Here is a 22661-nt window from a genome sequence, read left to right as displayed (position 1 = left end):
GGGGGCCCGCCGTAGCCACCAGGCTGCGGACCACCACCGGGGAATTGCGGCGCACCAGGATGCGGACCGCCCGGCAACGGCGGAGGTCCGCTCGACATCTGCGGCACACCGGGATTCGGACCACCGGCCAACGGCGGCGGACCACCCGGCGACTGCGCACCAGCAGGATTCGGGCCGCCGGACTGTGAACGTGGACCACCGTGCGACTGCGGTGCGCCGGGGTTCGGACCGCCCGGCAACGGCGGAGGAACAGTGGAGGGTTGCGGCGCAGCGGGATTCGAACCACTGGACGGCGATGGTGGCCCCACGGGTGAGCGCTGTCCACCGTGGACCTGCGCGCCGGGCTGTGGATGCGGGCCGCCGAACGATTGCGGCGCAACCGGATTCGGGCCGCCGGGAAGGGGCGGTGGACCACCGGGTACCGGCGCGGCGGGCGCGGAACCCGATACGGAGAAATTCGCCGGGGGCTGTGAACCCCATGGCGTCACACCGCCACTGTCGCCGTGCGGCACAGGAGCGCTCGGTCGTCCTCCCAACGGCGGCACCGACCCACCCGAACCAGGTAGCGGCGGCGGCTCATTTCCCGGCGACTGCGGGCCACCCGGTCGCGGACCGCCGGAGGGCGGGAGGCTCGGCGGCGCAGGCGGGTTCTCCCCCGGCCGAACCGGTTGTCCGCCACGGTAATTGCGCGTCGGCGCGGATGCCGGATAGGCCCCGCCGGGCACACCCGACGGACCCTGCTGCGGCGGGCCCCCACCGGATGGCGGGGGCGGGATCTGCGGTGCGCGATCTGGTTGCTGTGGGCTGTTCATGGCTCCCCCGGGGCCGTACTGACGGGCAACGACCGATCCGGACTACTGCGCGGGCGGCGGAGGCGGCGGGGTGCCCGGCAGCGGCGGCGGGCTGTTGAACAGGCCCTGCAACGCGGGCACCGTCTCGGCCGCGGCCCAGCTCGCCATGCCGTTGGACCAGACATTGGTCTTCGGCGTGAGCTGACCGCTGGCGACGAACTGGCGCAACTGATCAGCCGGATACGGACCGGCGGCTTGGCCGTTGAGGTCGATGTGGAACTGCTGCTGGGTGGGCAGCGGTGGAGGCATGGGCTGTCCGCCACCGGGTTGCGGCGGGTAACCGGGTTGGGGATAACCGCCACCCTGCTGCGGGTAGCCACCCTGCTGCTGTGGGTAGCCCTGCGGCGCGTAACCGCCCTGGTTCCCGGCGATCTGGCCACCGAGCGCGACGCCGAGTCCGGCCTGGATCGCCGCACCCATCGGCCCGCCGCCCTCGTTCTGCGCCGCGGCCAGCATCGCGTCGGCGGTCTGGGCCTGCTGGTAGCGGTTCAGATCGCCGACATTGTTGAGGAATCCACTGGCCTCCACACCACGCGCGACACCGCGCGTCATGGCCTGCTGAATCTCCTCCGGCAGCGAGATCGACATGGTGACCTGATCCACGCCGAGACCGAAGGACTGCACCCGCTGGGCGACGAATTCGCGCAGTTTATCGGACAATTCGACCTGACGGCCCTGCAGATCGATGGCGCCCAGGCCGCTGGCCATCACCATGTCCGAGAACGCCAGCGCGATATTGCGCCGGATCATCTCGGTGATCTGCTCCATATCCACGACGCTCTCGGTGCCGATCACCTGGCGCAGGAACGCCGCGGGATCGATCACCCGGACGATGGTGGTGCCGTTGGCCCGCACCTGCACCATCTTGAAGTCCGGATCGCGCACCGTCACCGGTTGCGGTGTGCCCCATCGCAGATCGGTCACCGGCCGGGTGTTGATGTAGTACACCTCGGAGCGGAACGGGCTGTTGAACCCGTACTTCCAGCCCTGCAGCGTGGACATGATCGGCATGTTCTCGCTGGTCAGCTGGTAGTGACCGGGCTGGTACCGATCGGCGAGCTGACCGCGGTACACGAACAGCGCCTGCTGTCCCTCGCGGACGATCAGCTGCGCGCCGTTCTTGATCTCGTTGTCGTAGCGCGGAAAACGCCACGCCAACGTCGTATTCGTATCATCGAGCCACTCGATGATGTCGATGAACTCGTTGCGGATCTTGTCCATCAGGCCCATGCGTCGCCTCCGTCCTCCATCGGGCAGCTCAGCACCCGGCTCGGCCCGAGTATGTCACAGGTAGGACGGCCCGGGCCTCCCCATATCTCGTGGGCGACGGCCCGCACACCGACTCGCCGAACCCGATCCGTCAGCCGGTCTGCGCAGGGGCCGCCGACGACCGCGCGGTCGGCGTGAATCCGCCGCCGCAAGGCGCTTTCGACGCCTGCCGCAGCGCCTCGGCTATCGTCCGGAGCGTGGCCGAATCACGGTCCGGCCCTCAGCCCTTGCGGCCGGTGAACTCCTCCATCGAGTGATAGACGCCGACGAAGTTCAGGTACAGGTCGCGGACCTTCAGCGGCAGCAGGCCGGAGATCGCCCGGTTGAAGCGGGAGGTCCACGGCATGACGACCAGCGCGGACCCCTGCTTCATATGCGTCCACGCGGTTCGCACCGCATCTTCCTGCTCGATGATCGGGGTGAACAGGAAACCCTTCGCGCCCGCGAACATGCCGGTGTTGATATAGGTCGGACAGAAGGTAGTGACCTTGACGTGGTCGTTCCCGGATTGTTCGAGCTCCAGCCGCACCGAATCCGACCAGCCCAGCGCCGCCCATTTGGAACCGGCGTACACGCTCATCCGGGGATTGGCCACCAGCGCTGCGGAGGACGCGATGTTCAGCACTCGAGCCGGTGTCCGGCGATCCACCATGGCGGGCAGGAATTCCAACGTGACGTACATGGGCCCAAGGGAATTGATCGCGACGGTCTGTTCGATGTCCGCGCGGTTCGAGGTCTCCCAGAAGTATTCGTTGCCGCGCACGATGCCCGCGTTGTTGATCAGGATGTCGATATCGCCCACCCCGTCGCGGACCGCCGCGCCCGCCTCGGCGATGGCGTCGCGGTCGGAGACATCGACGACGCGGTGGTGGACCGTGCCCGGCCCGAGCGCCGCGAGTTCGACTGCTGTCTCCTTCAAAGCGGCGTCGTTGACATCCCAGAGCACCACGTCCGCGGCCTTCTCCCGCATCGCCTGCGCGGCGAAGGATTTGCCCAGCCCCATGGCCGCGCCGGTGATCAGGACCTTCTTACCCGCTACCGAATCCATATCCACTCCTGTAGTCGCACCTCTGCCCCCGAAAGCGAGATCACTGCTGGCGCAATGCCTTCATGACGCCGAAGTACAGCGTCATGGTCTTGGCCCACATCGCCTCGGACATGCCCGGCAGAGGAGCGATCGGCAGTGCGCGCTGTACCGCGATGGTCTGGGTGTCGATGTACTTGCGCAGGCCCTCGGGACCATGCCGGCGGCCGCCGCCGGAGATGCCCAGCCCGCCCGAGGGTGCCGCGACACTTCCCCACGCGGCGATGAAGCCCTCGTTGACGTTGACCGATCCTGCCTCGACCTGAGCCGCGATCCGCCGCGCCCGGCCCGTATCACGGCTCCACACACTGGCATTGAGCCCGTAAGCGGAATCATTGGCCTGCTCGACGGCCTCCTCGTCGCTGCCGACCCGGTAGACCGAGACCACCGGCCCGAAGGTCTCCTCCCGGTACACGGTCATCCCCTCGCGGACATCGGCCAGGATCGTCGGCTCGTAGAAGTAGGGACCGAGATCCGGGCGCGCGCGCCCGCCCGCGAGCACCGTCGCGCCCTTGGCCACGGCGTCCTCGACATGCGCTGTGACGGTGTCGATCTGACGCTGGAAGGTGAGCGATCCGATCTCGTAGGAATAGTCCCGCGCCGAGCCGAGCGCCAAATTATCGGTGTGCCCGGCGAATTCGGCGACGAACTGCTCGTAAACGCTGTCGTGCACGTAGATTCGCTCGATCGACTCACACAGCTGCCCGGCCGAGGCGAAGCAGGCCCGCACGGCGATCTTCGCCGCCGCGGACACATCGGCGTCCGCCAGCACCAGCATCGGATTCTTGCCGCCCAATTCGAGTGAGCAGCCGATCAGCCGCTCCCCGGCCTGCCGGGCGATCGTGCGGCCGGTACTGCTGGAGCCGGTGTAGTCGACGTAATCGGCGCGGGCGATGATCTCGCCGCCGATCACCGAGCCGCGCCCCAGTACCGCCTGCCACAGGCCCTTGGGCAGGCCCGAGCGTTCGGCGGCGTCGATCGCCCACAGCGCGGTGAGCGCGGTCTGATTGTCCGGGCGCGCGACCACCGCATTACCGGCCGCCAGAGCGGGCAGTGCATCGGAAACCGCAAGGGCCAGAGGGTAATTCCACGGTGAGATGACGGCGACCACCCCCTTGGGCCGATGCCGCACCTCGACCCGGGTGAGCACCGGCAACACACCGCGCGGGCTGCGCGGGGCCAGCAGCCGCTGCGCCTGCGCCGCGTAATAGCGGGCGTTGACCGCGACGTCGCCCACCTCGTCGAACGCGTGCACCCGCGATTTGCCGGTCTCGGTCTGCACGATGTCGAGGATGACGTTCTGTTCGGCGAGCACCAGATCGTGGAATCGTCGCAGCACCGCGACCCGCTCCCGCACCGGCACCGCCGCCCACTCCCGCTGCGCGCGGCGAGCGGTGACGAAGGCGTTCTCGATATCGGCGGTGTCGGACTGCGGCAGGTCGGCGATCTTGGCGCCGGTCGCGGGCGCGAATACCTCGACCGAAGCGGCCGCACCGGCCGTGGCCAGCGCCAGCAGGCGCCGCACCAGTTCGGACGGGAGTGCATCCGCCGGGGCGGTCTGCGGGGCGGTCGTCATCGTCGGCCCTCTCGGTCAGGAGTAACTATTTATTGAACATCAATGTTACATGAACACTGGTGTTAGATTAATAAGCGCGAGCCGTATGCTGTCAAGTGGCCATCGACGATCGAGGAGGTTTCACCAGATGCCCGGCGACGTGGTGGTCCCCGCTCACAACGGCGTCCGGCGTGGTCGTCCGCCGCAAACCCCCGAACAGGCCGACGAGGTGCGCGCCCGGATCGAACTCGCCACCGCCGCGGTCTTCACCGAACACGGCTCACGCGGACTCAACGTCGCGCGCATCATCGAGCAGGCCGGAATCTCCCGGCCGACGTTCTACCGCTACTTCGGCAATGCCGAACAGCCGCTGCACTCGCTGTTGACCCTGTCCAACGAGGGCCTGGTCGGCGGGATCCGGACAGCCCTGGCGCGTTCGTTCGAACCGGTGCAACTCGGCATCGCGATCATCGATGCCTATTTGGAATGGGCGCGCGGGCACGGCCCGATGTTGCGTCCAGTCTTCGCCGAACTGCACGATCCGGCCTCACCGGTCTCGGCCTACCGCGAGGAGGCATTCGACGATATCCGCGCGCTGGTCCGCGCCAAATTCACCGAACTCGGCCGCCCGCTGCCCAGCCCGCTCGACCTCGACACCGCTCTGCACACCTGCGAGTACGTGGTCTATCGCGTCTCCTCGACCGCGATGCCGGGCAGCGAACCCGATCCGGAACAGGTCACCGCGGCCCGCCTGACCATGATCCGAAGCGTGCTGGTCGCCCTGGGCAATCGTGCCGATGTCGAACGGGCGCTGGTGATTCCGGGGATTTTCGACGAGCGCGTCTGAGCGAGTCAGCCGCGTAAACCACTGGCGCGCAAGACACGTCGGCCGATCCCGGCACGAATGGCGTCCTCGGTGCCGATGATGCGGACGTGCCGGCGGGCACGGGTGATCGCGGTATAGAGCAGCTCCCGGGTCAGGAGGGTGGATTCCGGGCCGGGGAGCACGATGGACACCGTGCCGTACTGACTGCCCTGGCTGCGGTGGATGGTCATCGCGTACACCGTTGTGACGCCGGGGAATTGAGTCGGGTGCACCAGGTAGGGTTCGCTGCCGCGCTGGAGGGCCGCACGCAGTCCCCCGTCCGGACCACGCACGATCACGCCGGTGTCGCCGTTGTAGATGCGGGCCTCGTGATCGTTCGCGGTGACCAGCAGTGGCTGGCCCGGATACCAGTGTCCCGCACCGGGTTCCGCACCGATTCCGGACGCGGCGACCCACCCGGCCGCCATCCGGTCCCAGCGCTCGACGCCGTATCGGCCCTGCCGGTGCGCACAGAGCAGGCGATGCGATTCCATGGCGGCCAGAGCCGCCGCGGCAGCACCGTTTTCGGCCGCGCCGGTGCATTCGCGGGCGGCCAGGATCACGTCGTCACGGACTGCGCCGATCTCCTCCGGCTCGCACAGCGACAGCTCCGTGCCGCCGTCGGCCAGCAGTCGCAGGGCGGTGTCGTCGTCACCGGCGCGCACCGCGACGGCGAGTTCGGCGATCCGGCCGCCGAACCGGCGGCCGCGGGTCAGTCGAATGATGCCGCCGCGCAGGCGATCCCGCTCGCGAGCGCTCAACGTCTCGGTGCGGTCCGCCGCTTCCGGCGCACCGAGATCCTCGCCCAGTACCTGTTCCAAGACCGGATTCGGCGGGCCCGCAACAGGTCCGGCCACCAGATCCGCGAGTACCGCGCCCGCGTCCACCGAGGCCAGCTGGTCCGGATCACCCACCAGCACCAAACGAGCGTCCCGGCGCACCGCGGGCAGCAGACGGCTGGTCATGGTCAGCGACACCATCGAGGTCTCGTCGACCACGATCACGTCGTACGGCAGGCGGTTGAACTCGTTGTGCCGGAAGCGCGTCGCCCCGCCGCGCTGCCAGCCGAGCAGGCGGTGCAGGGTCGCGGCAGTGAGTTCGGGCAGATCCAGATCGCTCGCCTGCTCGCGCACCGACTCCTGCAGGCGCGCGGCCGCTTTCCCGGTCGGGGCGGCCAGGGCGATGCGCAGTTCGGGGGCATCGGGCACCGATCGTTGCTGGGCCACCAGCAGGGCCAGAATTCGGGCGATCGTGTGCGTCTTGCCGGTACCCGGGCCGCCCGCCACGACAGTGGTCCACTGGGTCGCGGCCAGCGCGGCGGCCACTCGCTGCCGGTCCGGCGGATCACCGGGTGCGCCGCTGTCGGGAAACAGCCGGTCCAGCTGCCGCCGGACCGTCTCCGGATCGATCATCGGATGGGTCGCGGCGCGCTCGGTGAGCACCTCGCGAATGGTCTGTTCCTGGCGGTAGTACCGGTCCAGATACAGCAGCGCGCCCGCGCCGGCCGATTCCACCAGGCGCAACGGACGCAGCGGTCCGGCCGCGCTGCCCTGAACCAGCGGACTCTTGCGCAGGGCCGCGAGCACCCGCGTCTCGTCGGGCCAGGGCAGGGTCGCCGGATCGATCGGTTCGGCGGCGGTGTCCGCGTCGGTGTCGAAACCCTCGCCATCCACGCCGATCTCGTGCATTCTGGCAAGTTCGAGACACACCGAGCCCGACCGCACCGCGCGCACGGCCAGCGCCGTTGCCAGCAGAACCGACTCGTCGTCCTCGCGACCGAGTCGCCCGAGTCGAAGCGCCACATGCACATCCGCGGCCGCGAGCACACCGGCGGCGTTGAAGGTGCGCAACAATCCGGTCGCCCGCTGCGCGAGCTGGATCGCGGTCATCGCCACCGCCCCGCCAGTAGATCGGACAGCTCACCGGCCAGTGCGGGTGGCGGATCCCAGTCGAAAACCCCACAGCCGGATGGTGTTCCGGGACCGATCATGCCGCGTACGAACAGATACCGAATACCGCCGAGGTGCCGGGCGGGATCGTAGTCCGGCAGACGCCACCGCAGATAACGGTGCAGCGCCGCCGAATACAGGATCGCCTGCAGCGGATAGTGCGACCGCATCATCTCGGCGGCCATCCGCCCGCGGGTGTAGTGGGCGACCGTCAGATCCCCCGTGCCCAGCCGGTTGGTCTTGTAGTCCACCACGACGAATCGCGGCCCGGCCGTGCGCAGAACGGCGTCGATACTGCCGGTCAGGAAGCCGCGCAACGGGGTGTCCGGGAGGGTGTCGAGCTGATCGGCGTATCCGGCGAACGGGTCGTCGGCGGGCAGGTGCGCGCGCAGCAGATCGGCGATTCGGCGCACCGTCACCCGCTCCGCGCGCGGGGTGTCACCGCCGGCCAGCGGGAGTTCGAAATCCAACTCGCTGAGCCGATCCCGGCCGGAAACCTCGGCCAGGCTACCGGTCGCCATGGGCGTGTGCAGCACCGCGAGCAAGGCGGTGGCCAGCGCGTCGGGATCGATATCGGCGAGCAGTTCGCCGATGGCGTCCGCGCAGCGCGTGCGGACCTCGGCGGCCAGGTCGGGGGCGTCGGTGTCGACGTATTCGAGCACGCCGTGCACCAAGGTGCCGAACTCGGCACCGTAGGGCAGATCGTTCATGAGGGACGGTGCGGCGGAGGCGAATTCGGCCTGCTCCGGGAGTTCCGCGGAGGGCTCCGCGGGCTCGTCCGAAATACCCGTATCGGCCTCGGATTCCGCGACGTGCATATCGTGCGCCCCGGCGGTGAGCGCGGAATAGGACGTGCGCCGCCAGTCCTGATCGATGACGCGATCGAATTGCGCCGCGGCCAGATCGGCGGCGCTCGATTCGGCGCGCTCCCAGCGGGGCCGCACCGGGGCGGCGTGCTCGACCGGCCGGACCGCGACGACGCCGTCGGGCGCTCCCTGCGCCCAGCGCGAAAGATGTTCTCCCACAACGTTGTCCGCGGGGACCTCAGCGCGCCCCGGAACCTCCGCACTACCCGGCATGCGACCCAGCATCATCCGGTGCAGTGGCGCGGCGGCGGTACCGTAGGTGGGCGCCCACCAGGCCACCACCTGGCATTGGGCACGAGTCAGCGCCACGTACAGCAGACGCAGTTCCTCCCCGGCCTCCTCGGACTCGCTGCGGCGCTTGCGGTCGTTGTAGCCCACCGCCTCCGGACCGCCCACGTCGAGGACCCGCTTACCTCGCTCGTCGTGGAACATCAGCGTCGCCGGATACGGATTGCGCGCGTTGTCCCAGGCGAAGGGCAGGTATACCAGCGGAAACTCCAGTCCTTTACTGGCATGTACGGTCGCGATCTGCACCGCCGCGGCATCGCGATCGAGCCGACGGCTGCGATCGGCGACCGCGCCGGAGGCGGGATCTCGCACGCGATCGCCCAGCCAGCGGGTCAGCGCGCTCAGCCCGAGCGATTCGCGCAGCGCCACCTGATCGATCAGCTGCGCGATATGACGCAGATCGGTCAACTCCCGCTCACCGCCGGCCACCGCGAGCAATCGTGCGGCCAGGCGGGTTTCGGCGGCGAGCCGCTCGGCGACGGCGGCGAATCCGGCCCGGCCGAACAGCCGTGCCGACTCGCGCAGTTGCTGGCCGACCCGGCCGACGAGATCGGCGCCACCCGAATCGATCTCGGCGGCCGAGTACCCCAGCAGCGGTGTCCCCGCGGCCAGACGCACCCGGTCGGCACGATGCGGCTGTTCCAGAGCGCGCAGCAGCCACAGCCAGTCGGTGGCGCTGCGAGTGGCGAATACGCTTGCGCCACCAGCCAGTACGGATGCCACACCCACCTCGTCCAGCGCGGCCCGTACGACATCGATCTGCGAGCGCGTACGCACCAGGACCGCGATATCACCGGGCCCCAGGGGGCGATCGCCGATTCGCAGGTCCGAGTCCAGCTGCTGCACGATATCTGCGGCCAGATCCGCCGCGACCCGCGACCGCTGGCGACCGACCGCCGGAAATCCGGACTTGTTCAGCGGTCCCGCGCCGGTGCGCCGAAACCACCTCAACCGCAACGGAGTCCGGTCGCCCTCGCCGGACAGTCGGGTGTGCGGCCGTACCGCAGCCACCGGATGCACCCCGATCTCCTTGTGTCCCAGCGCCGCACCGCCCATCAGATGGTTCAGCGCGGCCAGCAGACCGGCATCGCTGCGTCGGTTGACGGTCAATTCACGACGCTGATCGGCCACCGCGACCGCGTCCAGATAACTGAGTACCTCCGCACCGCGGAACGCGTAGATGGCCTGTTTCGGATCACCGACCAGCACGAGGGTGGCGTGCTCGTGGAAACACCGGCGCAGAATCTCCCACTGCAGCGGGTCGGTGTCCTGGAACTCGTCCACCAGCGCGACGCGGAACCGCTCGCGGATGCGGTCGCGCGCCCGTTCGCCGTCGAGTACATCGTGCAGCAGCACGAGCAGATCGTCGAAGTCCCGGAGGCCCGAGAGTCGTTTGCGCCGTTCGGTTTCCGCACGCACCGCCGCACCGAACGCGACCCGCTCCGATGCCGTCGCATCGCCGCACTCCTCCTCGGGCACCAGCCGGGCCTGCCGATCCCGGACCGCCGCGTCGGCCAGCGCACGTGCGTCCTTCATCGAGAAGGGCGGCTCCGCCCGCGCGTACCGCGCCAGGAACAGATCCTCGGTGACGGTGGCGACCAGGTCGTCGACGTTCTCGACCAGCCGAACTCCCGGATCGTGCTCGCCGGCCAGCCCCAGTTCGTCCAGCATCCGCTGACAGAAACTGTGTGTGGTCGCGATGGTCCCCGCGTCGAACTCGGACAAGGCGGCCAGCAGCCGCGACCGCCGCAACCCGATCTCGGCCGAATCCGCCTGCGCCAGATGCCGGATCAGCTCGTCGTCACTGCGCACCGCGGTCTCCGGATCGGCCAGCGCCGCAGCGGCCGCGACGAACCTGTCCCGCGTCCGCTCGCGCAATTCCTGCGTCGCCGCCCGGCTGAACGTCACCAGCAGCAGTTCCGAGATATCCACCTCGCGCTCGGCCACATACCGCACCGCGAGCCCGACGATCGCATACGTCTTCCCGGTCCCCGCGCTGGCCTCGAGCACGGTCGTCCCGCTCGGCAACTCCCCGCACAGCTCGAACCCGCGCCCTGAGCCACCCGCTGCCCCTGCGTCGGCTCCGCCGTGTCCGCCCTGTTCTCCTGTGTCATCTCGGCCCGCGTCCGCACCTGCCCACGAGGAGACACCGTCGACGAGCCCCGAAACGGAGTTCGGACCCGTACGCGCCGTGTATTCGCAGCCATCGTCCATCGCCTCGGCCGAGACCTTGCCTCGGCCGGCAGTTTCGGGCGTCGAGGGCGCATCGTGCACTTTCTCCTCGGCGTGCGCCGACGATTCGGCAATACCGTTCGGTACCGGTTCGCTTGCGGCCGTTCGTTGCTCGTGTTCGCCGTTCGCAGGCTCGGCAGTGGCTCCGAGGTCGGCACGTCCAGGGAGGACGGATTCGTCCGCCTCGGGGAGGTCGAACAGATCCTCGGTGGCCGGGGTGGCAGGGCGGCGGGCCGACGGAGACTTCGGGGTGCGGCGGCGGGGACGGTGGGCCGGGGCCTCGACGGGGAAAAGTTCCTCACTCATGGCTGTCCCTGGGTTTCGGCGGCGAGCAGCGGGTTCCACAGGCGGCGGGCGAGGGATCCGAAGCGGGTGGGTTCGCCTGCCGGATCCGGTTCGTCGAGTGGGGTTTCCAGTAGATCGAGGCGGGGCGCCGGGCCCCAGATGTAGCGCAGGTAGCGGTCGGTGTGCTCACCGTAGGGCTTGGGGCCGTGCGGGCCGCCGAGGAATTCCTGATCGGCCGCCGTGCGGGCCTCGTCCACACTCGCGCCCTGGCAGCGACGCTCGGCATAGACCGCAGACGCGGCCGTCGCGATCGGCAGCGGTTCGTTCAGCCCCTGATCGCGCAACGCCACGAGATCACGCAGAATCTCTTCTGCCACAGCGCCATTGGGTGCGACCAGCTCCGAACGCCAAGCGGGACGGCCGAAGCGGCCGCGGCCGATGCTCAGCGCTCGCCAGCTCTGATGCCGTTCGGTCGCCGCCAATGCCAGGACCCGCACCCACGCCGCGACGCGATGTTTCGGAGCCAGGCGCGAGAACGTCGTCCGGACCACCGCATCGTCGTGCACATCCGCGACCGTACCGCGCAGCAATCTGCCCTCTCCCAGATCGACCGCGATATCGATACTGCGCGACGGCAATTCGTGAATCGGCCGGGCCACCCGAACCAACCGGTCGACGGTGCTTTCCACCTCGTCGAGCACCGCCGCGCCGAGTCCGAACGGCGGCAGCGTCCCGCGCCGCCATTCGGCCGCGCGCAACGTCTCGGGCTCGGCGCCGTGCAAGCGCGCGGTCAGCATGCGCTCGCCCATATTCCATTTCGTCAGGCCGTCCAGTTCGATCGGCAGCCGCTCGTCGATCTCCTCTTCCTCCTCGGGCACCCGGATCCCCAGGCGCTGCCACAGAAATGCCCGGACCGGATGTTCGACGAACGAGATCAGCTCCGCGAGTTCGACATCCGAACGCGCGGCGGCGGGCAGCGGTGTGGGCAGGAAGCCCGTCGGCGCGTGCACCGCACCGGCCGCGGCCCGCGCACCGGCCAGGGCGATCGGATCGAAGCTGAACGGCCGCACCGGATCGAAATTGCGGCTGTCGAAAGCCTGCAGAGGATGTCGTAGTACCACCGAGCCGAGATCATTGCCCGGCCGCGCGGCCAGCACGTCGAGCAGTTCGGCCAGCGGGATCGCGGGCGGGCGGTGCGCACCGGTGACCGGGTCCGCCCCGGTGTGCAGCACCACCAGCCGCTCACCCGCGGCCATGATCGCGTCCAGCAGCAGCTGACGATCCTCGCTGCGCGGATCACGTTCTCCCACCTGCGGATCGCGCGCCAGCACATCGTCCCCGTCGATACCGCCCGCTCTCGGGAACACCTCGTCGTCCAGGCCGAGCAGGACCACCACGCGATGCGGCACCGACCGCATCGGGGCCATCGTGCACACGGTCAGCTCGCCGGTGCGGAAATTCGTGCGCACCGAGCGCGCGGCGAGCCGCGAGTGCAGCAGTGCCGCGATATCGGGCAGCCGCAGCACGATATCGCCGCCGTATTCGAGGGCCGCGGCCACATCGCGGCGCGCTTGCACAGCCTGCCAGGTGTTCGCGTACGACACCTCGGTCAGCAGATCCAGTGCCCGGCCGAGCATCTGGGCCCACTCCTGCGCCGGGCGCACTCCCCCGGCCGGATCGGCCGGGGTCGGCCCGCGCAACTCACGCACGCAGACCGCGAGACGGTCGGTGAATTCGGCGAACCGCCCGGCCAGATCGACATCGCCGGAATCGACGTCCTCGAGTGGCAGTGCGAGATCGAGCCAGTCCTCGGAGGATTCGCCCGCCGCGACACCGAGCAGGATCCGGTCCACCGCCGCGTTGAGCGTGTTCTGCGCGAAGTCGCCGAGCCCGAACGCCTGTCGCTGCCGCTGCCCGATTCCCCATCGCGCACCGGTCTGGGCCGCCCACTCCCGCAGCCGCTCGATATCGTCGTCGTCGAAGCCGCAGCGCGTCCGCACCGGTTCGGCCGCGGCCAGATCGAGTACCTGGGTGACGGTCACCCGGCCGTCGGCCAGATCGAACAGCGCCGGCAATACCGCCAGCACGGGATTGGCGATCCCCGACGTCCGGTCGGCCAGCCGCACGCGCAGGTCGTGCGCGGGATTGCTTGCCGCCGTGGAGTTCTCGCCTGCCCGCGAATCGGCGTGCCATTGCCCGAACGCCGCTCGCACCAGCGGCGCGAAACTTTCCACATCCGGGCACATCACGATCACATCGCGCGCCTCGAGCGTCGGATCCTCGGCGAACAGGCCCAGCAGTACGTCCCGCAGCACCTCCACCTGCCGTGCGGGCCCGTGGCACGAGTGCACCCGCACGGTGTCGTCATCGGGTATCGGATCCGGGCACGGCGGCCAGGTATCGGTTCGGATGCCCGCCTGCAGGCTGGAAAGTACTGTGTGCGAGCAGTTTTCGTCTGCACGAGGATGATGGACATCGATCGCCGGACCCATCGCGCGCACTCGCTGCTGCAGTTCCCGCGCATCGCGCCCGAGTGCGGCCAGCAGCGGATGCGCGACGGCCAGCGCACCCGAATCGGCAGACCGGCGCACCGAATCGGCGGCGGGATCGACGCTGTTCAGCGCGGCCCACATCGCGGGACTCGGATGCACCAACCACACGTGCACGTCGCGATGTTCGGCCAGCGCGGACAGCGCGTCCACCTGATCGACGCTCAACCGAGCCGGGCCGAACAGCGAAATCCTTTGCGGCAGTTCGATGATGCCGGGTTCGGCGCGCAGCCGCGCACACGCACCCGGCAGTCGTTCCGCGGGACTCGGCGTGCCGATCTCGGCGCGCAACCGCCGCCACAGCTGCGGCTGCCACAGCAGATCCGCCGGTAGTTGCACACCGAATCCGTCGGTGTCCGCGCCCGCGGCCCAGTCGGCGATCACACTCGGACGCTGGGTCGCGTAGCCGTCGAACAGCGCCGCGACGCCCGCGGCCGTGGCGAACCGCCGACCCGCCCGATACGACCGCCCGGACGGATCGTCCGCACCGAGATGCCGCGCCGGAACCGCACACCACGCCTGGCCTACCGATGCGTCGAGCACCCGCAGCAGTGACCACACCATGCGCTCGGACGCCCACGGGTCGGCATCGGCGGCGATACCGCTCGCCGCGCCGAGCGCATCAGCGGTCAGCGCGGCCACGGACGTGAATCGCACGTTCGCACAGACCCCGTCACCGCCGCTCGCGCCGAGCACCCCGGCCAGCCGCTGCGTCAGCCACCGCTCCACCCCTTTCGCACCGACGGTGAGCACTTCCGCCGCGAACGGATCGTCGAGCGGCTGGGCCAGCACCGACGCGAGCTCACCGGCCAGGGTGTCCGCCCGTTCGGCCCGGTGGATGTGCAGCGCCATGGACCGCCTCTCCATCTCTTCCGCGCGGCCTGCGACACCGCGACCCGGTGAACTGTGTCTCGGCCCGGCCACCTGCCGATCGACCACGCGACATTACCGCCCGCGATCGCGCCGCCCACGAGGCCCCGCACCCGGACGGTTCGCACCCGCCCCGCGGCGAACCGCGGGTGAGGGACCGAGACCAGGAATCCGGTCCCGTCAATCGTGCACCCGGCCGAGCCCGACCCGGGCCCGACACACCGTGACCATCCGGACACGCCGACGATCACATCGACCCCGAATCCGACCCCGCGATGACAGCCGATCAGTGGCTACTTTACAGCGAACAGTGCTGAACACCACATTGTCCGCAATTCTCGATATATACCAAATTCACAGCAACACAAGCGGATCCGCGCGCGACGGCGAATCCGCGCATCGACCGGGATTCGCCACCGCGTGTCACCTCGGTGGACCGTGCGCGATGTGCCACAGTGCTCTGCGGGGAGGCAACGGGAGAAGCGGTTTCGAAAGGCTGGTTCGGTAAATGTCTGCGTCGGTGATTCCCCTCGTACCCAGATCCGGGTTCACGGTTCGCCGCATGGGTGACCGCTGGGAACTGGTCAATTCACGCCACTACGGCCGCGCGATCGTGCTGAACTCCTGGCCTCGCGACCGGCACACCGAGGCCTTTTCGCACTGCTACCGGCTCAACGGCCGCAGTGTCGAGGAACTGCTCGCCGCCTTCCGCTGAGGCGCACCGCCGCCCGTTCCGGACCGGACCGTGGCCGAAATGCGCTGCGAGACAAGGGTCGCGGCGGTCTAGCACAATGTGCGGCAGACCTCAAGACGTGCGTCGGACGCAGTTGTCTGTCTAAGGTGTTGCACCGTGCGTTATCCCCGTTCCGCCTCGCGCGCTACTCGTCCCTCACGCATGGCCGTCGGCGCCTGCGTCCTCGCCGCCGGCCTGATGGCCACCGCACCGGCCGTGCACCCGGCCCCCGCCGCGGCGTTCCCGATTCGCGTCCAAGGCTGTGTCAACGGCTTCGACTGCGATATGAGCCAGCGCATCGCGCAGGTCAACTCCTATCTGTCCGGGCGGCCCGGCGTCACGGGTTACGTTGTGCGCGACCGGAAAACCGGCGCGGTGTACAGCAACGGCAATGCCAATACGCCGATCTGGACCGCCTCCACGATCAAACTCGCCATCGCCGAGGACCTGATCAACCGGCAGCGCGTCGGCGCGATCGTCATCACCCCGCAGGATCGCGCACTGCTCGAGTCCATGCTGGCCACCTCCAACGACAACGCCGCCGACATCCTCTGGACCAAATTCGCCGGACCCGATCACCGGGCCTTCAACAACGCCTTCCGCGCCAACGGCATGACCGGCCTCGCCCCGCAGCCGACCCCCGCCGGGAAGGTCTTCCCGGACTGGGGTTTCCAGAAGTGCACCGCCGCGGACCTGGACCGGCTGATGTCCAACGTCCTGGACCACATGAACCCCGCCGACCGCGACTACCTGGTCGACCGCATGCGCAAGGTCGACACCAACCAGCACTGGGGCGTCTGGGGCGCGGGCGCGGCGATGAATCCGGGCCTGAAGAACGGCTGGTCCCAAGAGCGCAGCGGCTGGGTGGTCAACTCGGTCGGTTTCGCCGGCCCCGGCGAGCGCTACACCCTGGCCGTCATGAACGACCTGGGCGACAAGGGCGGCTACGACGACGGCGAGAAGACCACCACTCAGGTCGCCAAGATCCTGCTCAGCGGCAGAAGCTGAATTTTCGGCCTCCGCTTCGCTCCTCCGCTCCGGTCAGTCCAGAATCGACCCGGGCCACGGCCTTCAGAGTTGTCGGGGGTGGGCGGAACTCAGGTGACGGTTACCCTTCTCGTGGCTGGTGGGATGACGTTCAGCGCCGGCGCAGGTGCATGGGCGCGCCGTCGCGCGGGAACGGAATGGTATTGAATCCCCAAGGCATCAGGTAGCTTTCGGGGATCAGCCACTCGTATTCGCGGACCATGGCGGCGAGGACGACCTTGACCTCCAGCATGCCGAAGTGCATGCCGATGCACTTGTGCGCGCCCGCGCCGAAGGGCATCCAGGCCAGCCGGTGGGATTTGTCCTCGCGGCGGTGTTCGGCGAACCGTTCCGGATCGAAAACTGCCGGGTTGGACCAGAATTCGGGCAGCAGGTGGTTGATTCCGTAGGCCACGTCGATATGCGTACCGGCCGGAATGTAGTGACCCGCGATCTCGGTATCACGGACCGAGCGACGCACCAGTCCCGGCACCGGCGGCACCAGGCGCAGGCTCTCCTTGATGACCAGCTCCAGATCGTGCAACTCGTCCAGATCGGCGATGGTCGGCGGCGCGCCGTTGGTCCGCTCGTACAACGCCAGCACCTCGGCCCGCACCCGCTCCTGCCATTCCGGATGGTGGCCCAGATAGTAGGCGGCCGCGGTGGCCGTCGTGGTCGTGGTGTCGTGCGCGGCCATGATCAGGAAGATCATGTGGTTGACCACGTCGGCATCGCTGAACTGCTCGCCGTCCTCGGTGCGGGCATGACACAGCGCGGAGAAGAAATCCGGTGTGTCCGAACGCCTCTTCTCCGGCAGCATGCGCTCGAAATACGCCTCGAGCACCTTGCGCCCCCGCACTGCGGCTCGCCACGCGGTGCCCGGCAGCGGCTGTCGCACGACCGAGAGCGCCGCATGGGTGCAATCCACGAACGCGGCGCCCAGGCGACGACGTTCGGGTCCGGGATCCGCGGCCATGAAGACCTCGCTGGCGGTCTCCAGCGCCAGATCCTTCACCGTCGGATACAGCTCCACCCGCGCACCGTCCGCACCCGCGGGCACCCATCGCGCGATCGCGTTGTCGACGGCCGGGGCCAGCTGCGCCAGATAGGAAACCAGCCGGTCGCGAGTGAATGCCTGCTGCATGATCCGGCGGTGGTACATGTGCTCGTCGAACTCGAGCAACAGTAGTCCGCGATGGAAGAACGGGCCGATGAAGTAGTCCCAGCCCTGTCCGAAGTCGTTGCGGCGCTTGCCGATCACCTCGTCCACGGCCTCGGGACCGGCGACCAGCACCCGGTCGATACCCAGCGCCTTGTTGTAACTGACCGGACCGTAGCGGTTGTACCGGTCCATGATCTCCGCGGTGCCCCAGCGCAGATATTGCAGCGCTCGGCCCAGATACGGCAGCCCCACATCGCCGCGCACGGTCAGATGCCCACTCCCCTCGGGTGGGGCGGCGAGCGACAGTTCGCGGGACGGGAGCAGACGTAGGATCCGGTCGATCGGATGCTGGTCCGGAATCTGCAGAAGTCCGAGATTTTCCCGTTCCGCACTGTCGACACTGACCATGAGCGAGCCTTTCAATTAAAAGTACACCTTGTACATTACCGGTAGAATGGCAGTGTGACAAGGGATACACCGAGCGAACCGCGCCGTCCACGGGGGCGCCCACGCGGTCCGTCGCGGGATCCCGCCGTCCGCCGCGCGGAGATCCTGGACGCCGCCGAACGCGTCGTGGCCGAGTCCGGCACACCGATCACTTTCGCCCAGGTCGCGGTCGAAGCCGGATATGCCCGCACCGCGGTTTACGCGGTCTTCCCGGATATGCCCGCCCTGGTCGACGCGCTCGCCGAACGGCATATGGACGGTCTGCTCGCCGCCGCCGACGCGATTCTGGCCCAGCCACGGCCGGTTCGCGAGCTGTTGCGCGCGATCGTGGCATTGGTCTGCGATTTCGTCGACGCCGACCCCAATCTGCACCACCTGCTGATGCAACGCCTGCAATCCGACGAAACCGGCGAGCCCGGCGCGGGCGCCATCGGCCACCACCGTCCCCTGTTCGCCCGCTTGTCCGAATGGGCCACCGAGGTCTTCGAATCGATCCTGCGCACGGTCGACGCGGACCCGGCGCTGGCCCGGGTCTGGGCCAGCGCGACCATCGGCGCGATCCTCATGTCGGCCGAGGATTGGGGCCGCGATCCGGTCCGCGACCGCGCCGAATTCGTCGACCGGCTCACCGCGTTCCTGTGGCCGTCGGTGGAGAGCATCGGTGGTGACCGATTCGTCGGGCCGATCGACCTACCCGAAGAGCACGCTCCCGGACCGCTCCCCGACCACGCGATACGCCGCCCGGAGGCGTGAACCGGACGCGCCGGTTCATCACGCTCGCCGTGACTGTCCGTTGGACGCCGACTACGGTATGGCGTGTCGGTACAGCCAACGCGATCGTGCGAGGAGCGGGAGACATGAGCAACCAGACCGGCGGAAAGCAGCGCCATCGGGTGGTGGTGATCGGTTCCGGCTTCGGCGGTCTGTTCGCCTGCAGACATCTGAAGAAGACCGACGTCGACATCGTCCTGATCTCCAAGACCTCCACGCACCTGTTCCAGCCGCTGCTGTATCAGGTCGCCACCGGCATCCTGTCGACCGGCGAGATCGCCCCCGCGACCCGCATAGTGCTGCGCAAACAGCAGAACGTGCGGGTGATCATGGGCGATGTACACGATATCGACCTGACGAACCGAACCGTCACCTCGGAACTGCTGAACCGGGACACCGTCACCCCATTCGACAGTCTGATCGTGGCCACCGGCGCACAGCAGTCGTACTTCGGCAACGACCATTTCGCCACGTACGCGCCCGGCATGAAGACCATCGATGACGCCCTCGAGCTGCGCGCCCGCATCCTCGGCTCGTTCGAGGAGGCCGAACTGGCCCGGACGCCGGAAGAACGCGACCGATTCCTGACCTTCGTCGTGGTCGGCGCGGGCCCGACCGGTGTCGAGCTGGCCGGTCAGATCGCCGAACTGGCCGATCGCACCCTGGTCGGCACCTTCCGCCGCATCGATCCCCGGGACGCCCGCGTCATCCTGGTGGAGGGTGCGGACGCGGTGCTCAAGCCGATGGGCCCCAAGCTGGGCCCGAAAGCACAGCAGCGGCTGGAGAAGATGGGCGTCGAGGTCCAGCTCAACGCCATGGTCACCAATGTCGACGCTCGCGGCGTGACGATCAAGGATCACGACGGCGAACGTCGCATCGAGGCCGCCTGCAAGGTCTGGTCGGCCGGTGTGCAGGCCAGCAGCCTGGGCAAACAGCTCGCCGAACGCTCCGACGGGACACAGACCGATCGGGCCGGGCGCGTCATCGTCGAGCCCGATCTGACCATCAAGGGCCACCCGAACGTCTTCGTGGTGGGCGATCTGATGTCGGTGCCGGGTGTGCCCGGCCAAGCCCAAGGCGCCATTCAGGGCGCGACCTACGCGGCCAAGCAGCTCACCGCCGAGGTGGCGGGCAAGCAGAAACCCGCGGACCGGCCGCCGTTCAAGTATTTCGACAAGGGCAGTATGGCCACCATTTCGCGATTCGACGCGGTGTGCCAGATCGGCAAGCTCGAGTTCAGCGGTTTCATCGCCTGGCTGATGTGGCTGGTGCTGCACCTGTACTACCTGATCGGCTATCGCAGCCGGTTGGTCACGGTCTTCCAGTGGTTCGTCGCCTTCCTGGGCCGCAACCGCGGACAGATGGCCGCCACCGAACAGTGGGTGTTCGCGCGGTTGGCGCTCGAGGCGCTCAGCGGTAACGAGGACGACGAGAAAGAGGCGCGCGCCGAAATCGGGAGCACCGCCGGCGCGTCTTCGACGAAAACGGCTGCGGACCCCAAGGCAGGCTGAGCGCCGGATGCCCGGCGCTCGACAGCATTCGGCCAATTCTTCGCAAAGAGACGACTTTCCACGCATAACCGGATCCGACCAATCCAGCGGCCTGGCCGGATCCGAATGCCGGACGTCGATATCCCGTAACGAAGAAGGGTCGCAATGGCCGGAGGCAAACACAGAGCGCCCAATCCGCACCGCAACCGCGTCGGCAGTGTCGTTGCGGCGAGCGCGGTTCCGCTGGTATTGACCGTCGTCGGAAGTGGCGCGGCCGCCGCGGTGCCCGCGCATTCGAATGCGACGGCGGAGCAGGACGCGACACCCGCGCAGTCGCCCGCGAGCGACATCTCGAACGCACAGCCGCACCTGACCAACGATGTGCTCAGCTCGCTGCGGTCCGCTCGGCCGCTGCCCGACCAGAGTTATCTGGCTCCGGTCGGCGCGCTGCACGTGCCGACGGCGGTCGCCCCGGTGGCGCCGATCGCACCGTCGCCCGGCGAATTGCGCTTCGATGACGTCCAGTTGGAAGCGCCGACCTGGATCGATCGCGGCCACAAGGTCGCGGTCAACGACGGGGCCGCCGAGGCCGAGGCGGGCGTTGCCACCTTCCTGGACTCGGTCGGCATGGAACGCAGCCGGTCGGACCGGATCGCGTCGGCAGCCATCGGCACCGCCGCCATCGGCGCGGTCGCGGGGGCGACGGCCTCGGCACCGCTGGCGGCCACCTCCGGCGTCGTCGGCGGTGTGGCGGAGCTGGTGGCCGGAGTCCCGCTCCTGCCCATCGGGCTGATCGCCGGGCCCGCGCTGGGTGCGGCCATCGGCCTGGGTGTCATCACGGTTCCCGCGGCCGCCATGGGTGCGGCGGCCGGTGCGGCCCAAGGCTTCACCGCACCCCCGCACGCCGTCGCCGGCTGAACTTCTCCCCGCTCCGACACGGGTGGGAAGCGACCATCGGGTCCGCTTCCCGCCCGTCCCCGTTTCCGAATGGCCCACACGCAGGCATAATTCATCTATTCATCGAATGATTCGACATCTTGCCCGAAATCGATGATAGGGACCTGTCGATGCGCGGATAATCGCTGTGCACAGGGGGATTCGATGAGGATGCAAGGAGCTCCCATGCGCGGCAGGACATTACTTCGATTGGTGGCGATCGCCGGGATTGCGGGCCTGGCGGCCTGCAGCAGCACCACGACGAAGAACACCGCGAGCGAAGGCAGTACGACGCCGAGCGCGGCCACGACGACACCCACGATCAGCAGCGAACCGTTCGGCCAGGTCGGCGGCACACCGGTGAGCCGCTACACCCTCACCAGCGGGCACGGCATGCGAGTGCGCATACTCACTTACGGCGGCATCGTGCAGTCGATCGAGGCGCCCGACAAATCCGGCCATGCCGACGACGTCGTTCTCGGATTCCCCACGCTGGACGGTTATCTGGCCAACAACGGCTCGGGCAAACCCTACTTCGGCGCACTCGTCGGCCGGTACGCGAACCGAATCGCCAAGGGCGCCTTCACCTTGAACGGCACCGAGTATCACGTCCCGGTCAACAACAACGGCAACAGCCTGCACGGCGGCACCGAAGGCTCCGATCAGAAGGTGTGGCAGGCCACGCCGCAGAACGGTACCGGAACGGTCGCGCTGAAACTTCAATATGTCAGCCCCGCAGGCGAAATGGGCTATCCGGGCACGCTGACCACGACGGTCACCTACACCGTGGACCAACAGAACCGGCTCCGGATCGACTACGGCGCGACCGCCGACGCTCCGACGGTGATCAACCTGACCAATCACAGCTACTTCAATCTCGCCGGTGAGTCCACGCTCGGCATCTACGACCAGAAGCTCACCCTCAACGCCGACACCTACACTCCCACCGACGCCACCCAGATCCCGACCGGGCAATTCGTCCCGGTCAAGGGCACTCCGATGGATTTCACCACCCCCACCGCGATCGGCGCGCACATCACCGCGAACGACCCGCAGCTGCTACTCGCGCAGGGCTACGACCACAACTGGGTGATCAACCGCGGCAACAACACCGGACTCGTACAGGCCGCCAAGGCCGAGGATCCACAGTCGGGCCGGACGCTCACCGTCTCCACCACCGAGCCCGGCGTCCAGTTCTACACGGCCAACTTCCTGACCGGAACCTTCACCGGCACCGGTGGCCATGTCTACCGCCAGGGCGCGGGATTCACCCTGGAGACCCAGCACTACCCCGATTCCCCCAACCACCCCGACTTCCCCACCACCACCCTGAACCCCGGTCGAACCTTCAGTTCCACAACGGTATTCGCTTTCGGAACCGAGTAGGAATCGGTACGGGCCGCTGCGAAACAGCGGCCCGTACCCCCTCATTC

15 protein-coding genes are annotated in these 22661 nt (G+C 68.5%); 8 read left to right on the top strand and 7 right to left on the bottom strand.

Annotated elements, in window-relative coordinates; genetic code table 11:
- Nucleotides 1–188, top strand: a 188-nt coding sequence (locus tag NV1_RS45160) for a hypothetical protein (RefSeq protein ID WP_218027189.1), incomplete at its 5' end; no start/stop codon positions are given.
- Between the two features lie 666 nt (nt 189–854).
- On the opposite strand, the gene NV1_RS22780 is transcribed toward NV1_RS45160, so the two are convergent.
- From NV1_RS22780 to NV1_RS22770, 3 genes are all read right to left on the bottom strand, one after another.
- Nucleotides 855–2081 (bottom strand): SPFH domain-containing protein, encoded by a 1227-nt coding sequence (locus NV1_RS22780; protein ID WP_067894607.1) that lies wholly within the window; start codon nt 2079–2081, stop codon nt 855–857.
- A gap of 259 nt (nt 2082–2340) precedes the next feature.
- Nucleotides 2341–3168, bottom strand: coding sequence for an SDR family NAD(P)-dependent oxidoreductase (locus NV1_RS22775; RefSeq protein WP_067894603.1), 828 nt, complete (start codon nt 3166–3168; stop codon nt 2341–2343).
- 40 nt (nt 3169–3208) lie between these two features.
- The gene (locus NV1_RS22770) at nt 3209–4780 is read right to left on the bottom strand and encodes a succinic semialdehyde dehydrogenase (RefSeq protein WP_067894600.1); all 1572 of its coding nucleotides are present in this window, start codon (nt 4778–4780) and stop codon (nt 3209–3211) included.
- 127 nt (nt 4781–4907) lie between these two features.
- On the opposite strand from NV1_RS22770, the gene NV1_RS22765 reads away from it, so the two are divergent.
- A complete protein-coding gene (locus tag NV1_RS22765; protein WP_067894597.1) occupies nt 4908–5606 on the top strand; it encodes a TetR/AcrR family transcriptional regulator in 699 nt (232 codons plus the stop codon).
- Between the two features lie 5 nt (nt 5607–5611).
- On the opposite strand, the gene recD is transcribed toward NV1_RS22765, so the two are convergent.
- Genes recD through recC form a run of 3 tightly spaced genes read right to left on the bottom strand, consistent with a single transcriptional unit; the run spans nt 5612 to nt 14645 of the window.
- Nucleotides 5612–7513, bottom strand: a complete 1902-nt coding sequence (gene recD, locus NV1_RS22760) for an exodeoxyribonuclease V subunit alpha (RefSeq protein ID WP_067894824.1) — start codon at nt 7511–7513, stop codon at nt 5612–5614.
- Complete coding sequence (locus NV1_RS22755) at nt 7510–11265, bottom strand: UvrD-helicase domain-containing protein (RefSeq protein ID WP_245713864.1); 3756 nt, start codon at nt 11263–11265, stop codon at nt 7510–7512. The genes recD and NV1_RS22755 overlap by 4 nt, the downstream gene beginning before the upstream one ends.
- Nucleotides 11262–14645: an exodeoxyribonuclease V subunit gamma gene (gene recC / locus NV1_RS22750; protein ID WP_067894595.1), complete on the bottom strand. Its 3384-nt coding sequence runs from the start codon at nt 14643–14645 to the stop codon at nt 11262–11264. Before recC ends, NV1_RS22755 begins: the two co-directional genes overlap by 4 nt.
- 580 nt (nt 14646–15225) lie before the next feature.
- Between recC and NV1_RS22745 the strand changes: the two genes are divergently transcribed.
- Together NV1_RS22745 and NV1_RS22740 are read left to right on the top strand one after the other, a co-directional pair.
- The gene (locus NV1_RS22745; protein ID WP_245713863.1) at nt 15226–15378 is read left to right on the top strand and encodes a hypothetical protein; all 153 of its coding nucleotides are present in this window, start codon (nt 15226–15228) and stop codon (nt 15376–15378) included.
- A gap of 180 nt (nt 15379–15558) precedes the next feature.
- Complete coding sequence (locus NV1_RS22740; RefSeq protein WP_067894590.1) at nt 15559–16404, top strand: serine hydrolase; 846 nt, start codon at nt 15559–15561, stop codon at nt 16402–16404.
- 130 nt (nt 16405–16534) lie between these two features.
- On the opposite strand, the gene NV1_RS22735 is transcribed toward NV1_RS22740, so the two are convergent.
- On the bottom strand, nt 16535–17992 hold the full coding sequence (locus tag NV1_RS22735; RefSeq protein ID WP_067894585.1) for a cytochrome P450: 1458 nt from the start codon (nt 17990–17992) through the stop codon (nt 16535–16537).
- Nucleotides 17993–18046: 54 nt separating this feature from the next.
- Between NV1_RS22735 and NV1_RS22730 the strand changes: the two genes are divergently transcribed.
- From NV1_RS22730 to NV1_RS22715, 4 genes are all read left to right on the top strand, one after another.
- On the top strand, nt 18047–18784 hold the full coding sequence (locus NV1_RS22730; protein ID WP_067894582.1) for a TetR/AcrR family transcriptional regulator: 738 nt from the start codon (nt 18047–18049) through the stop codon (nt 18782–18784).
- A 104-nt stretch (nt 18785–18888) separates the two neighbouring features.
- Entirely contained in the window at nt 18889–20313 is a 1425-nt protein-coding gene (locus NV1_RS22725; protein ID WP_067894579.1) for an NAD(P)/FAD-dependent oxidoreductase, read from the top strand.
- 144 nt (nt 20314–20457) lie between these two features.
- Nucleotides 20458–21210 (top strand): hypothetical protein, encoded by a 753-nt coding sequence (locus tag NV1_RS22720; RefSeq protein ID WP_067894576.1) that lies wholly within the window; start codon nt 20458–20460, stop codon nt 21208–21210.
- A gap of 204 nt (nt 21211–21414) precedes the next feature.
- Complete coding sequence (locus tag NV1_RS22715; protein ID WP_067894573.1) at nt 21415–22614, top strand: aldose epimerase family protein; 1200 nt, start codon at nt 21415–21417, stop codon at nt 22612–22614.
- The last annotated feature ends 47 nt before the right edge of the window (nt 22615–22661 follow it).

It is taken from the genome of Nocardia vaccinii NBRC 15922, assembly GCF_001613305.1.
GTDB lineage: Bacteria > Actinomycetota > Actinomycetes > Mycobacteriales > Mycobacteriaceae > Nocardia > Nocardia vaccinii.
This window is presented reverse-complemented; position numbering and strand designations above follow the sequence as displayed.

Coding starts and splice junctions, on each gene's coding strand:
- NV1_RS22780 (WP_067894607.1), bottom strand. CDS start 2,081: ATGGGCCTGATGGACAAGATCCGCAACGAGTTCATCGACATCATCGAG.
- NV1_RS22775 (WP_067894603.1), bottom strand. CDS start 3,168: ATGGATTCGGTAGCGGGTAAGAAGGTCCTGATCACCGGCGCGGCCATG.
- NV1_RS22770 (WP_067894600.1), bottom strand. CDS start 4,780: ATGACGACCGCCCCGCAGACCGCCCCGGCGGATGCACTCCCGTCCGAA.
- NV1_RS22765 (WP_067894597.1), top strand. CDS start 4,908: ATGCCCGGCGACGTGGTGGTCCCCGCTCACAACGGCGTCCGGCGTGGT.
- recD (WP_067894824.1), bottom strand. CDS start 7,513: ATGACCGCGATCCAGCTCGCGCAGCGGGCGACCGGATTGTTGCGCACC.
- NV1_RS22755 (WP_245713864.1), bottom strand. CDS start 11,265: ATGAGTGAGGAACTTTTCCCCGTCGAGGCCCCGGCCCACCGTCCCCGC.
- recC (WP_067894595.1), bottom strand. CDS start 14,645: ATGGCGCTGCACATCCACCGGGCCGAACGGGCGGACACCCTGGCCGGT.
- NV1_RS22745 (WP_245713863.1), top strand. CDS start 15,226: ATGGGTGACCGCTGGGAACTGGTCAATTCACGCCACTACGGCCGCGCG.
- NV1_RS22740 (WP_067894590.1), top strand. CDS start 15,559: ATGGCCGTCGGCGCCTGCGTCCTCGCCGCCGGCCTGATGGCCACCGCA.
- NV1_RS22735 (WP_067894585.1), bottom strand. CDS start 17,992: ATGGTCAGTGTCGACAGTGCGGAACGGGAAAATCTCGGACTTCTGCAG.
- NV1_RS22725 (WP_067894579.1), top strand. CDS start 18,889: ATGAGCAACCAGACCGGCGGAAAGCAGCGCCATCGGGTGGTGGTGATC.
- NV1_RS22720 (WP_067894576.1), top strand. CDS start 20,458: ATGGCCGGAGGCAAACACAGAGCGCCCAATCCGCACCGCAACCGCGTC.
- NV1_RS22715 (WP_067894573.1), top strand. CDS start 21,415: ATGCGCGGCAGGACATTACTTCGATTGGTGGCGATCGCCGGGATTGCG.